Source organism: Prevotella falsenii DSM 22864 = JCM 15124, from assembly GCF_000613945.1.
GTDB classification, from domain to species: domain Bacteria; phylum Bacteroidota; class Bacteroidia; order Bacteroidales; family Bacteroidaceae; genus Prevotella; species Prevotella falsenii.
This window is the reverse complement of the sequence record NZ_BAJY01000020.1, coordinates 1-13,062: the sequence shown is the minus strand read 5'-3', so window position 1 is coordinate 13,062 and position 13,062 is coordinate 1. Positions and strand designations below refer to the sequence as shown.

13 protein-coding genes and 1 pseudogene are annotated in these 13,062 nt (G+C 44.6%); 7 read left to right on the top strand and 7 right to left on the bottom strand.

Going from position 1 to position 13,062, the window contains the following annotated elements:
* Nucleotides 1–126: 126 nt before the first annotated feature.
* Entirely contained in the window at nt 127–294 is a 168-nt protein-coding gene (gene fdxA / locus JCM15124_RS15290; protein WP_014709582.1) for a 4Fe-4S ferredoxin, read from the bottom strand.
* Nucleotides 295–526: 232 nt separating this feature from the next.
* On the opposite strand from fdxA, the gene porT reads away from it, so the two are divergent.
* The gene (gene porT, locus JCM15124_RS08310; protein WP_024999057.1) at nt 527–1,273 is read left to right on the top strand and encodes a type IX secretion/gliding motility protein PorT/SprT; all 747 of its coding nucleotides are present in this window, start codon (nt 527–529) and stop codon (nt 1,271–1,273) included.
* 65 nt (nt 1,274–1,338) lie between these two features.
* Here the strand turns inward: porT and JCM15124_RS08305 are convergent, their stop codons facing one another.
* Together JCM15124_RS08305 and JCM15124_RS08300 are read right to left on the bottom strand one after the other, a co-directional pair.
* The gene (locus JCM15124_RS08305; protein WP_024999056.1) at nt 1,339–2,178 is read right to left on the bottom strand and encodes a bifunctional metallophosphatase/5'-nucleotidase; all 840 of its coding nucleotides are present in this window, start codon (nt 2,176–2,178) and stop codon (nt 1,339–1,341) included.
* 37 nt (nt 2,179–2,215) lie between these two features.
* Nucleotides 2,216–3,025 carry a 5'-nucleotidase C-terminal domain-containing protein gene (locus JCM15124_RS08300; protein WP_024999055.1) on the bottom strand — a complete coding sequence of 270 codons (810 nt, stop codon included), beginning with the start codon at nt 3,023–3,025 and terminating at the stop codon, nt 2,216–2,218.
* 244 nt (nt 3,026–3,269) lie between these two features.
* On the opposite strand from JCM15124_RS08300, the gene rplS reads away from it, so the two are divergent.
* Nucleotides 3,270–3,638 carry a 50S ribosomal protein L19 gene (rplS, locus tag JCM15124_RS08295; protein WP_024999054.1) on the top strand — a complete coding sequence of 123 codons (369 nt, stop codon included), beginning with the start codon at nt 3,270–3,272 and terminating at the stop codon, nt 3,636–3,638.
* A gap of 41 nt (nt 3,639–3,679) precedes the next feature.
* Here rplS and JCM15124_RS15935 read toward each other — a convergent pair whose 3' ends face one another.
* The 4 genes from JCM15124_RS15935 to JCM15124_RS08275 form a co-directional block, all read right to left on the bottom strand.
* Entirely contained in the window at nt 3,680–3,829 is a 150-nt protein-coding gene (locus tag JCM15124_RS15935) for a hypothetical protein (protein WP_156930694.1), read from the bottom strand.
* A gap of 77 nt (nt 3,830–3,906) precedes the next feature.
* On the bottom strand, nt 3,907–4,206 hold the full coding sequence (locus tag JCM15124_RS08290; RefSeq protein ID WP_024999053.1) for a hypothetical protein: 300 nt from the start codon (nt 4,204–4,206) through the stop codon (nt 3,907–3,909).
* 104 nt (nt 4,207–4,310) lie between these two features.
* The gene (locus JCM15124_RS08285; RefSeq protein WP_024999052.1) at nt 4,311–5,210 is read right to left on the bottom strand and encodes a diaminopimelate dehydrogenase; all 900 of its coding nucleotides are present in this window, start codon (nt 5,208–5,210) and stop codon (nt 4,311–4,313) included.
* Between the two features lie 561 nt (nt 5,211–5,771).
* Nucleotides 5,772–6,638: a helix-turn-helix domain-containing protein gene (locus tag JCM15124_RS08275; protein ID WP_024999051.1), complete on the bottom strand. Its 867-nt coding sequence runs from the start codon at nt 6,636–6,638 to the stop codon at nt 5,772–5,774.
* 178 nt (nt 6,639–6,816) lie between these two features.
* On the opposite strand from JCM15124_RS08275, the gene JCM15124_RS08270 reads away from it, so the two are divergent.
* From JCM15124_RS08270 to JCM15124_RS13825, 5 genes and pseudogenes are all read left to right on the top strand, one after another.
* Nucleotides 6,817–8,088 (top strand): TolC family protein, encoded by a 1,272-nt coding sequence (locus JCM15124_RS08270; RefSeq protein WP_024999050.1) that lies wholly within the window; start codon nt 6,817–6,819, stop codon nt 8,086–8,088.
* Between the two features lie 16 nt (nt 8,089–8,104).
* A complete protein-coding gene (locus JCM15124_RS08265) occupies nt 8,105–9,121 on the top strand; it encodes an HlyD family secretion protein (protein WP_024999049.1) in 1,017 nt (338 codons plus the stop codon).
* Nucleotides 9,122–9,136: 15 nt separating this feature from the next.
* Nucleotides 9,137–10,603, top strand: a complete 1,467-nt coding sequence (locus JCM15124_RS08260; protein WP_024999048.1) for an ATP-binding cassette domain-containing protein — start codon at nt 9,137–9,139, stop codon at nt 10,601–10,603.
* 31 nt (nt 10,604–10,634) lie between these two features.
* A complete protein-coding gene (locus JCM15124_RS08255; protein WP_024999047.1) occupies nt 10,635–11,693 on the top strand; it encodes an ABC transporter permease in 1,059 nt (352 codons plus the stop codon).
* A 75-nt stretch (nt 11,694–11,768) separates the two neighbouring features.
* Nucleotides 11,769–12,784, top strand: a pseudogene (locus tag JCM15124_RS13825) (ABC transporter permease).
* The last annotated feature ends 278 nt before the right edge of the window (nt 12,785–13,062 follow it).

Sequence of the window (13,062 nt, the reverse complement as noted above, 5' to 3'; positions counted from 1 at the left end):
TAGGATAGTACCGAACGATTTTCTTTTCGTTGTTAAGGCGGGTGTTAAAGATGAATGGGAAGGGCTAAAAGAAAAGCGGACTCCGCAGAGTCCGCCTAAATTTAATCAGTAACAATTAGTTTTGTCTTAGCCTAAGCTAATAGCTTCGCTCGGACAAACACTTGCGCATGTGCCGCATTCTGTGCAAGCATCAGCGTCAATTTTGTAGATGTCGCCTTCAGAGATAGCTCCTACCGGACATTCGTCAATACATGTACCGCAAGCGATGCAGTCATTGCTAATTACATAAGCCATAATTATAAATCTTTTATTATATTAATAATGTTTTTGTATAGGATTGTCTTCAATACCTACTTTTGTATGGTGCAAAGGTAAACAATATTTTCCTAATACCTACAAATGATGATAAGAAAATGAAATATTTAGACAATATACAAATAAAATCTATGGTCTCGTTGGCTTTGAAAGCAAAGATGAAAGCCTTGTGTTACAATAAATAAATAGAGAAAACGTTATAAGAACAGATATGAAAAGACTTCTATACATAATATTATTGTTAGCAACATCAATGGTTGGCTTTGCGCAAGAACGTACTGTGCAGAACCGTCCCTACACAGACTTGCGTCCTTTCCATTTCGGTGTTATGGTCGGTACACACTTGCAAGACCTTGAAATTGTTAATACAGGACCGCAAATGGTAGACCTTGACGATGGTAACGGACCCGTGCAGAAGGTTATTTCGGTAGACCAAGACCGCTGGGACGCCGGTTTTACGGTGGGAGTGTTGGGCGAACTGCGTCTGAACACAACATTTCAGCTGCGTATAGCACCTACCATGTATTTTGGTACGCGCCACCTTACCTTCAGAAACCTGACGGATTTGAACACCAAAGGGCAACCTATTGAGAGGACACAGGACTTGAAAACCGTTTATATCTCGTGCGCTTTCAACCTTATTGCAGCTGCTCCGCGTTTCAACAATCATCGTCCCTACCTAATGTTAGGTATTAATCCGATGGCTAATCTGTCGGGAAAGAGCGACGATTACTTAAAGTTGAAAGGCGGCGATGCTTATTTGGAGGTGGGATTAGGTTGCGACTTCTATCTTCCTTTCTTCAAATTGCGCCCTGAATTGAAGTTTATGTATGGTTTGTCGAACAGCTTAGATGCCAATCACGCAAAGGAATTGCGCGATAAAAACATGCAGATGTATGCCAATTTTGCGAAAGAAGCCCATTCTAAGATGATAGCTCTGACATTCTATTTCGAATGATTTTATTAATGAATATAAAGCAAAAGGAGTTAAGATGTTGTACCGTCTTAACTCCTTTTGCTTTTCTATTTCTTCTTTTCCAAGTCTAAAACCATCTTTCCTACAAAGATAGCCGACTTTCCGTTTTGGTCGATACCTATTTTCTTGCCGTCCAAGTTCTTCACATAGGCGAGTTCATTTAGGAAGGTATGCGAGTGTCCGCCTAATATCAAGTCGATGCCACGCGTGCCTGCAACCAGTTCTTCGTCGCTAACGCCTTCGATGTCCAAGCCTAAATGCGATATACAGATAATAAGGTCGCATTTCTTTTCCTTTAGTTCATTGACACATTTCTGCGCACATGCTATCGGATCCATATACTTCAGCGGACCATAGTTATCCTTTACTACCAAGCCATCGAGCTGTGGCGACAAGCCGAATACGCCTATCTTCAGTCCCTTGCGCTTTAATATAATGTAGGGCTTTACTATCTTTGCCAATTCCGTACCTGCAAAATCGTAGTTCGCACATACGATGGGAAAGTTCAATCCCTTAAACATTCGTATCATATTATCAAGCCCGAAGTCGAACTCGTGGTTGCCTATTGTGCCTGCATCGTAGTGCATCAGGTTCATCAATCCTACCTCCACATCGCCCTTGAACATGGTGAAGTAGGGCGAACCTTGACAGAAATCGCCGCTATCGAACAGCAACAAGTCGGGGTCTTTGGCTCTTTCTTCCTTCAACATTGCTATGCGACGCTCGAAACCTGCCCGTCCTGCTCGCAGCGTATCGGCAAGCGTAGTGTTGAAAGGCATTATCTGGCTGTGCGTATCGTTTGTATGCAGAATGGTGAGTTGCTTTTTCTGTGCAAAGACAACTACGCTGAACATACACAAGGCTATCAGTAAAATATTCTTTTTCATTGTTTCTTATCCTTTTTTATTGTCCCACTTATCCACCTTACATCGCCATCACGGCAGGTCGGTTCTCTTCATTGCCAGAATAAGCAATGCGCCCCTCCGTCTTGCTGTTAATGGCTTTTCCCTCCGCCGTCATCGCTTTGAAGTAGTTCAGAATGATGTATCGCGAGTTGTTCGATGCGTCTTGCGGTGCATTGAAATCGGTTTTAGCCTTGAAAGCCTCTAATTTGTCGTTGCCCTCTGCCAAGTAGTCGATTGTAGCAATGCGGTATTTCGCTTTTGGGTCAATCTGTTTCCCGTGCAGACTCGCATATTGGAGCGTGTTGTGCTTCGTCAAACCCAGTAGCACTCCTTTGCTGACGCCTTCTCCACCCGTATGGGCAATCTGCCGGAACAGCTCCAGCACTTTCTCACCGCTAAGCGTAAGGAAGCATATTTTGTTTTCAAACGGTGCAATATCGTTTACGTCGCCCACTGTAACATTGCCCTTGGGCAATGCTGCACGGATACCGCCCATATTGTAAACGGCAAAATCTACTTTCTCGTTGTATCCTTTTGCTGCCCATACCAATATATCGGCAAGCAGATTAGATAGGTCGCTCTCCGGTCGATGCGCCACCATGTAGTGGTCGGACTGTGCCACAACCGGACTCATAATGCTGTCCACAACATGCTTATAAGGTGCTAAAAACTCCACAGCCTTTGGGTCTTTAGCCTTGTCGTAGCGTGCGTCAATCAGTATTCTGCTGCGCTGCACACCTGTAAGTTGGTATTTTCCCTGCTGTGCTGCACATGGCGTACAGGTCAGTACAGCTGCCATACCACCTATTAGAAACATCTTTTTATTCATAATCTGCGTTTTTACTTTCTGCAAAGGTACTGAAAACTTGTCAGCCAATGGTGTTATAGGCATCTTGTTTTTGCGCTGTATAAGTGAAATATAGTTAAAGAAAGTTTGCAAAGAAGAAAGTTTCAGCCGTTAATCGAATAATTTGTCGTAACTTTGCACCGCTTTTCGGTATAACCGCTGGTCGTGGAAGAGTCATGTGCTATGTTGTATTGGAACGACAAACAATATTTAATTAATATAAAAAATGGATTTAATTAAAATTGCTGAAGAAGCATTTGCAACCGGCAAACAGCATCCGGAGTTCAGAGCCGGAGACACTGTAACTGTCGCTTACAAAATCGTCGAGGGTAATAAGCAACGTGTTCAGCTTTACCGTGGTGTAGTTATCAAGATTAACGGTGAGGGCGAAAAGAAGCGTTTCACTGTTCGTAAGATGTCGGGCACCGTCGGTGTTGAGCGTATTTTCCCAATGGAATCACCTAATATCGAGTATATCGAGGTGAACAAGTATGGTAAGGTACGTCGTGCTAAGCTTTACTACTTGCGCAAACTTACAGGTAAGGCTGCTCGTATTAAGGAAAGAAGAGTGGTGTCTGCTAAGAAAGATAAGTAATTCTATCTTGAGAAATCCAAAGATAAAAAAAGTTCGGAACTTTATAGTTCTGAACTTTTTTTATGTTTTAACCCCAATCGGTCGTTAGCGTCCTTTACCGGTTTTGTTCGATTGTCGAGCAGATGTGCCGACATTTCATCGAAGTCGTAGCGGGCTACGTCGAGATGTAATGGCTGCGCAGATGCCGGCAAGCGGACGAAACCGGTAAGGAAGCATAAATGCGTCCTAATGGCCGATTGGGGTTTAAATCGTAGCTTTTCTTTTCAGTTCAATCCTTTTTGTCTTCCTCTTCGTAATTCAACTGTCCGTCGCCACCGCCGTGAATAGCAGTCTGTAAGTCTTTCCAGTTCTGAAAACCTGCAAACAATGCCAATCGGTCTAACGTTTTTTTCGATGGCTTTTCCTTCATCAGCACATAGCCTCTGAGTTTCTGCAACGACTTCGACTCCAAGTTTATATGATGCTGTTTCAACCTTGCCGAAACCTTTTCGTAGTCGGCTGCCGGATTGATATGCTGCGGAATTTTATGCTGAAACTCCGCAATAAAATGCTTCAATGCCTTTCCCATTTCTGTTATTTCAACATTTATTTATGTGCAAAGTTACGAAAAGACAGGAATATAAAGCGTTTTCCTCTTTATTATTTCTATTTTGTGCGTAATAATTAGAGTTTCTATACCAACGTGCTGATAATCTCCTCGCGCGTTGCGGGCAAATAATCAATCACCGGAATTTCGGGCATTGTATAGCAACCTGCTGCCAAACGCATTGTGGCACGAGCGCAGTTTACGAGTATCTGACTTGTCAGTGCAGGGTTGTTGATGCTCATATTGAACTCGAAATGCTGGTTTTGTGTCTTGCCACTCACACCTTTGCGAACGAGGTGGACACCGTGTCCCATATCGCGCACGTCGTCTACGCTTGCCACTGCAAACACGTGGGTTTCGTCGTTGGCGAAATATGGGTCAGCCTTGACAGCCTTTGTAACCTCTTCGAGCTTTGCGCCGTCTTCCAATTCCACATAAACCATACGGCGGTGAATGCCTTCGCCCAATGGGATAGTTACAGAAAGCGCATTCTTCACGCCCTCCTTACTGCGCACGCAAACGGAGTGTCCCATTGACATACCGGGTCCGAAGTTGGTGTACGACAAGCCTTTTGGTGCCAAGCTCTCCAGCAAGATGCGCACAACAGAGTCGGAACCGGGGTCCCAACCCGCTGCAATGACACTCACTTTGCCCGCTTTTTTGCAGTTCTCCATTTGCTTTGTGCGGTAGTCCGATATGCTTGTATGTATATCGAACGAGTCTACCGTGTTGATTCCCATGGCTACAATGCGTTCTGCATATTCAGGACAGCTACGTGTTGGTGCAGCAAGAATGGCTACATCAACGTTCTTCAGCTTTGCAATGTCGTCTACAACGTCGTATGGTGTAAGTTCCAATGGTTTGTCCTTGTCGCCCTGACGGCGTACAATGCCTGCTATCTCAAAGTCTTTGGCAGCTTCGAGTGCTTCAATAGCGTAGTGTCCGATGTTGCCGTAGCCCACTACCGCTGCTCTAATTTTCTTCATAATCTTTCCCTTAAAACATTATTTTTACCTATTCTTTATAGAGTGCAAAAGTACTGCAAAAATGTGATTAACGAGAAATTAGTTGTGTTTTTTTCTTGAAAATATTCTCCATTCCCATTTTACGACTTTGTCCGCACGCTGTTGTTTTTCTTCATACGGTTTTCCGCAATGCCACCCTTGCTTTTCGTTTTCTGCCGTCTCTCTTTCCATGCGCTAAAAAGATGGCTTGTTTCTGCTGTTTACGAGCGCAGTAAAATATATCTTTCAACCTTCTCATTATTAGTTGCTTATGTTGTTTTTGCAAAACTTTGTCAAATTCTTTACGTGTAAATAAATATTTTTCTACGTGTAAGTAAATATTTCTCTACACGTAAATAAATATTTCTTTACGTGTAAAGAATATATCGAACTGCATATATCGGGAGGTATTCGATAAAGGAAGAACGATTGAAATATAGCCGGAGGTAGGAACAAATCGTAACTGTTATTTGCTGCATTCTCTCATTCTATTCTTTTGATACTTATTGCAGCGAGTTGGATAGTGCAGAGCAAACGGCATAACTATTTGCTTTTGTTTTCCTGATAGGCACGAGGCGTCATACCCGTTTCGCGTTTGAAAAATTTAGAGAAAGCCGAAGCACTTGGAAAATTCATACGGTTTGCTATCTCGTAAGCCATCAGTTTGCCGGTTTTCAACAGCAACTTTGCCTCTTGAATAGTGGCACGGTTAATCCAGTACATTACACTTCGACCGCTGGCTTTCTTAATAATGGCAGAGAGATGGTGTGGTGTAATATGAAGCAAATCAGCATAGAATGGTATGGAACGCTCCTGCATGCAGTGCTGATGCACCAAGCGTTTGAATTGCAGAAACAACTCTTTTGTACGTGTCGAACCCTCGTTTTTTATGGTTTTCTCCTCTGCTTCTTTCATCTCCTGAATATCGGAAACAATGGCTTTCAGTAGGTTCTGTACGGTTTTTCTGCGATAAGGGGTAAGTTGTATCATGTCCCATACAATATAAAACATACGCAGCAGTCTGTCGTTTTCTGTGGGGGAAGCCTTAAATACAATCTCTTCGGGTATTTCCATATTGTCGCGTAGCACGATGGCAGTGAGTCGGGCATCGGAAGAAATCTTATTGATTTCAAGGATATTGTCGGCACCAATCAGCATAATCCAACCTTTTTCTACATGGTAATCTTGCAGATTGATGCAGACATCGCCACTACCTTCCATCGCAAGAACAATACGAGGCTCTGCTACTTGGTATATTTCTTCTTTATGAAATACAGGGCTTCGTTGTATGCTCCCATTGAAAATGATAACAGCATCATCGTTTACGAAGAACTTATCTTGTTGTCTGAGGACTTCTTCTAAGTCGATGTTGTCTAACGAAAAGTGATTTACCGCCTTTACTTTGTCCATGAACTTGCCTTTTTGTATGAATTAATTGCAAAATTAAGATTATTCTATCGAATGAGAAAAGAATTTTAATAGTAATCGTACAAAAGGGCAATAATATCGGTGTGTTGGTTAATGAAGTAACAGAACAAAATGTTATCTTTGTCCCATGAAGTAGAAAGAGCAATATAATTTCAACGATATGAAAAAGAAAATAATAACCCTTAGCTTGATAATGCTGGCATCTGTTGCCCAAGCACAGACGTTGGAAGAATGCCGGCAGGCTGCTGAGAAGAACTATCCCATTATCAAACAGTATGGCTTAATTGCTCAGACAACCGAGCTGACAGTCAGAAATATTCAGAAAGGGTGGTTACCGCAGATTACTGCTTCGGCGCAAGCAACTTATCAAAGCGACGTCGTGTCGTGGCCGGAAAGCCTGAAAAGTATGTACCAACAGATGGGACTCAACATGAAAGGGCTGACCAAAGACCAATATAAAATAGGTGTAGACCTTCAGCAAACCATCTATGACGGTGGTGCCATAAGCAGTCAGCGCACCGTAGCACGTCAGGAAGGAAAGGTTCAGGAGGCACAAACCGAAGTAAACCTGTATCAGGTGCGCAAGCGTGTCAATGAAATGTACTTCTCGCTTTTGCTTCTCGACGAACAAATCAGACTGAACGACGACGTAAAGGCTTTGTTGCTGTCGAGCGAAAAGAAACTTGCCGCTATGGTAAAAGGCGGTACGGCAGCCACAAGCGACTTTGATAACGTGAAGGCGGAGCGGTTGAGCGTAGTGCAACAGAACGAGAGTCTGAAATCGCAACGACAGATGTTGCAGCGTATGCTGAGTGTTTTTTGCGGCATAGAGATAAGCAATCCCGAAAAGCCGGCGGCTGTTGAACCCGGTGCATCGGCAAGCAATCGTCCGGAAATCCGGCTGTTCGACAATCAGCTGAAGCTTTCCGAAGTGCAGGAGAAAGCCTTAGACACAAGGCTGCGACCCAAGTTGGGGCTTTATGCTCAAGGCTATTACGGCTATCCGGGACTTAATATGTTCGAGGATATGATGAGTCGCAAGTGGAGTTTCAACGGCATGGTGGGCATAAAACTGTCTTGGAACGTGGGCGCACTCTATACGCACAAGAACGATAAAGCCAAGTTGAGGGTGCAACGCGAACTGATTGAGAATACACGGGAGGTGTTCCTGTTCAACAACAATATGGAACAGATACAGCAAACAGAGAATGCAAACCGATACCGCACAATGATGCAAGCCGACGACGAGATAATTGCTTTGCGCACAAACGTACGCAAAGCAGCCGAATCGAAGCTTGTCCACGGCATCATTGACGTCAATAGCTTGCTGCGAGAGATAAACAATGAGAATGCAGCCAAGACTCAACAGGTTATCCACGAGATAGATATGCTCAAGGAAATGTATAATCTGAAATACACCAACAACGAATAAAAAACAACCAACAGATATGAAAAAGACATTTTTATTAGCCGGTCTTGCCTTTATAATGGCATCTTGCGGAGAGGATAAAAAGGAATATGATGCAACGGGAACATTCGAAGCTACGGAAGTTACCGTATCTGCCGAGTCTTCAGGACAGCTGATGAGCTTTCACGTAGAGGAAGGACAGTTGCTCGACGGCGGAATTACGGTAGGGCAGATAGACTCCCGACAACTCACGTTGCAGCGTGCCCGGCTGGCAACAAATAACGACCAACTGGTTGCTACGCACGGTCAGCTCGATGCAAATAAGCGACAGCTGGCTGCCAACCGACAGGCAACGGCAAGCAAACAATTGGATTTGAAGAAGCAAGTGGCGTCCATTCGTCAGCAGATAGCCAATCAACAGCGGGAGCGTCAGCGTTTTTCGGAACTCTTGCGCGACGGTGCTGTACCACAAAAGCAGGTCGATGACATAGATTATCAGATACAAGTGTTGCAGAAACAGCTTGCAGCAACCGAAGAACAGATAGCCGGTCAGAATGCTGCATTAGCCGAACAGAACAAGGGAATTGCTGCGCAAATCGATGGAATCAATTCACAACAGGCAGGCGTAAGCGCTCAACAAGCCGGCGTGCGTGCCCAACAAGCACAGCTCGACGACCAGATTGCCCACACCTTCGTGAAGACTCCGCTTACCGGAACTGTCTTGGAAAAGTATGCAGAGCAGGGTGAATTTGTTTCCATAGGTAAACCACTGTTCAAGATTGCCGATACCAAGAGAATGTTCATACGGGCATATATCACTTCAGAACAATTGAAAAATGTCCGCCTTGGGCAAAAGGTTAAGGTGATGGCAGACTATGGAAACGGGCAGAAAAAGCAGTATAACGGCATCGTTACTTGGATTTCAAGTCGCTCGGAGTTCACGCCTAAGACCATCGTTACCGACGATGAGCGTGCCGATTTGGTCTATGCTGTCAAGATACAGTTCCAAAACGACGGCTATGTAAAGATAGGAATGTACGGCGAAGTAAAGTTTTAAGCCATATTGAAAGCGATGAATGCAATCGAAGTAAATAATGTATCCAAACACTATGGCAAAGTGCAGGCACTGCGCGATGTCAGCTTTTCCGTGGGCAAAGGTGAGGTGTTCGGACTCATTGGTCCCGATGGAGCGGGCAAGACGTCTATGTATCGCATTCTCTGCTCGCTGCTTCTTCCCGATGCCGGCACTGCTACGGTAGATGGTTACGACGTGGTGAGCCAAATGAAAGAGATACGCAAGCGGGTCGGATATATGCCCGGCAAGTTCTCGCTCTATCAGGATTTGACGGTAGAAGAGAACCTGAAGTTCTTTGCAACGCTCTTTAATACAACGATAGAAGAAAACTACGATTCCATCAAAGCCATCTATTCGCAGATTGAACGATTTAAGAATAGAAAGGCAGGAGCACTCTCCGGTGGTATGAAACAGAAGCTGGCACTCTGCTGTGCCCTTGTCCATCAGCCGAGCGTACTGTTCCTTGACGAGCCTACAACGGGCGTTGATCCGGTCAGCCGTAAGGAGTTTTGGGAGATATTGGCACAACTGAAAGCGCGCGATATAGCCATTATTGCTTCCACACCTTACCTCGATGAGGTGAGAAGTTGTGAGCGTGTAGCCTTTCTTTCAGAAGGTATTATAAAAGGTATAGGGGCTCCCGAAGACATTCTTACGGAGTTTAGAGATGTATTTAACCCACCCGGTATCGAGCACGAAGGAAGCAATAAGGTTGGCAATGAGGCTGAAAATGTCATCGAAGTAGAACATCTTGTAAAGGCTTTTGGTAGTTTCCGTGCGGTGGACGACATTTCCTTTACCGTTAAGAAAGGCGAAATCTTCGGTTTTCTCGGTGCCAACGGAGCCGGCAAAACTACTGCCATGCACATGCTGACGGGGCTTAACCAACCCACAAGCGGTACAGGCAGAGTGGTGAACTTCGACATACGCACCGAGTATGAGGAGATAAAGAAACACATTGGCTATATGAGTCAGAAGTTCTCGCTCTACGAAGACCTTACCGTTGCAGAGAATATAAGTCTTTTTGCAGGTATCTACGGCATGCAAGACGATGAGATACGCCATAAGACCGATGCTCTGTTGCAGCGTTTGAACTTCGCGGAGCATCGTAACGACTTGGTGTCCGGTCTGCCATTGGGGTGGAAACAGAAGTTGGCTTTCTCTGTCAGCATCTTCCACGAACCCGGGATTGTGTTCCTCGATGAGCCTACGGGAGGAGTCGATCCTGCCACGCGCCGCCAGTTCTGGGAACTGATTTACGATGCTGCAGAACGGGGAATAACGGTCTTTGTAACCACTCACTATATGGACGAGGCTGAATATTGCGACCGTATTTCCATTATGGTGGACGGTAAAATCAAGGCTTTAGGCACGCCCGACGAACTGAAACGAGAGCTGAACCAGCCCGATATGGACCACGTGTTTACCTATCTGGCACGACAGGCAACGCGAAGTTCGGATTAAGAATATATCTCAATATAAATGTTCAATATACATGAAGCAGTTTATTTCATTTGTTGTCAAGGAAACCAAGCACATTGTTCGCGACAAGCGCACCATGCTGTTGCTGTTCGGTATGCCCATAGTCTTGATGCTTCTGTTTGGCTTTGCCATTACCACCGATGTGAAAAACGTGCGGACAATCGTTGTTATGAGCAATGCCGACCACGCCACCCGGCAAGCTGTAGACCGCTTATCGGCATCGGAATACTTCATCATAACCAAGGTGGTTGATACTCCTGCCGAGGCTGAACAGACTATCCGCAACCAAAAAGCAGACATGGCAGTGGTATTTGCGAAGGATTTTGCAAGCAAGAAAGCGGGATTTCAGCTCATTGCAGACGGTGCCGACCCTAACATGGCACAGCTGTGGACGACCTATGCCGGTGCGGTTATCACGAATGCGGAAAGCAGTATAGTGAACTCAAAGTTGCTGTATAATCCGCAGATGAAGTCAGCCTACAACTTCGTTCCTGCCATCATAGGAACATTGCTGATGCTGGTTTGCGCCATAATGACTTCCATTTCCATTGTTCGCGAAAAGGAAAAAGGCACTATGGAAGTGCTTCTTGTTTCGCCCATACGTCCGCTGATGATTATCGTTGCCAAAGTTGTGCCCTACTTGGTGCTTGCTTTCGTTATCCTGATAGTGATACTCCTTATGGCTATTTTCGTGTTAGACGTGCCGCTGCAAGGTTCTTTGTTCTGGATATTTCTTATTTCCACGATATATATTCTCTTGGCTCTTTCGTTGGGTTTGCTTGTTTCCAACGTTGCAAAAACGCAGCTTGTGGCATTGCTATTGTCGGCAATGGTGCTGCTGTTGCCCATTGTAATGCTTTCCGGTATGATATTCCCCATTGAGTCAATGCCCCGAATATTGCAGTATGTATCAGCCATTATACCCACACGCTATTATACAAGTGCCATGCGTAAACTAATGATTATGGGGGTTGGCGCAGAGCAAGTGTACCGTGAAACAACAATTCTTGTAGGTATGCTTGTGGTGCTTTTGTCCCTCTCGCTCGCCAAGTTCAACAAACGATTAGAATAGAAGTCTATGACACTGAAATATCTTTTACGGAAAGAGTTTACTCAAATTCGCCGGAACTCGTTCCTTCCACGGCTCATCATAGTTTATCCAATTCTGATGATGTGCGTTATGCCGTGGATAATGAACATGGAGATAAAGAACATCGTAGTAGATGTTGTGGACAACGACCGCTCTACGCAGTCGCAACAATTGGTACACGAAATTGAAGCAAACAAGTACTTTATCTTTCACGGTCAGCAACCAAACTACGCCGCAGCACTCAACAATATAGAGCGTTCCGAGGCAGATATAGCAGTGGTTATACCGCAGAATTACAGTCGCGACCTTACTTTGGGGCGTATGCCACAGGTTCTTGTTGCTGCCAATACCGTCAATGGAACAAAAGGTTCCATAGGGTCGGTTTATCTTTCGCAAGTTGTTTCTGCCAATGCGTTGCCCTCCGCTGCAGCCATTCAGACGAAGGTGGCTACGCTGTACCTTTACAACAAGCACCTTAACTTTAAGCTATTTATGATTCCTGCACTCTTTGCCATCGTGATGATGCTGATGACCGGCTTCCTGCCAACGCTGAATATAGTGAACGAAAAAGAAACGGGGACGATAGAACAGATAAACGTAACCCCCGTAAGCAAGTGGACATTCATTCTTGCAAAGCTCATTCCTTACTGGCTTATAGCTTCTTCATCATCACCGTCTGTCTTGTATTGGCTTGGGCTGTATATGGTATCACTCCGGTAGGGAATATCGCTCTCATCTATTTACTGGCGATGTTGCTGGCACTATTCTTCTCGTCTTTCGGACTGATTATATCCAATTACTCCGACACCATGCAGCAAGCCATCTTCGTAATGTGGTTCTTCGTGGTCATACTCCTGTTGCTTTCCGGTCTGTTCACCCCCACACGTTCCATGCCGTCCGTGCCTTATCTCACCACATACGTTAATCCTGTAAGCTATTTCATAGAGGCTATGCGCACTGTATTTATTCGTGGAGGCAGCTTCAGCAGCATTGCTCATCAGGTATTTGCCCTTTCAGGCATCGCTCTTTTTATGGGAGGTTGGGCTGTAATAAGCTATAAGAAGAACAATTAATGCAGGTTTGCCAAATTATTTACACGTAAATAAATATTTTTCTACACGTAAGTAATTATTTACATACACGTAAATAAATATTTCTTTACGTGTAAATAATTTGTGTGATAACCATTTTAGTGCTATATAAGTACTTTAAAGATAGGAAGATGGGGCGGAGAAGAGCTGCATGAATCGATGAGGCTGCACGATTTTTGGTGCAGGAATACGCCAGTTCGGGTTAAGAAATTCCTTGTAAAAGTTGGTAATCTCGCTTGTTTTTTTTGTAACTTTATAGT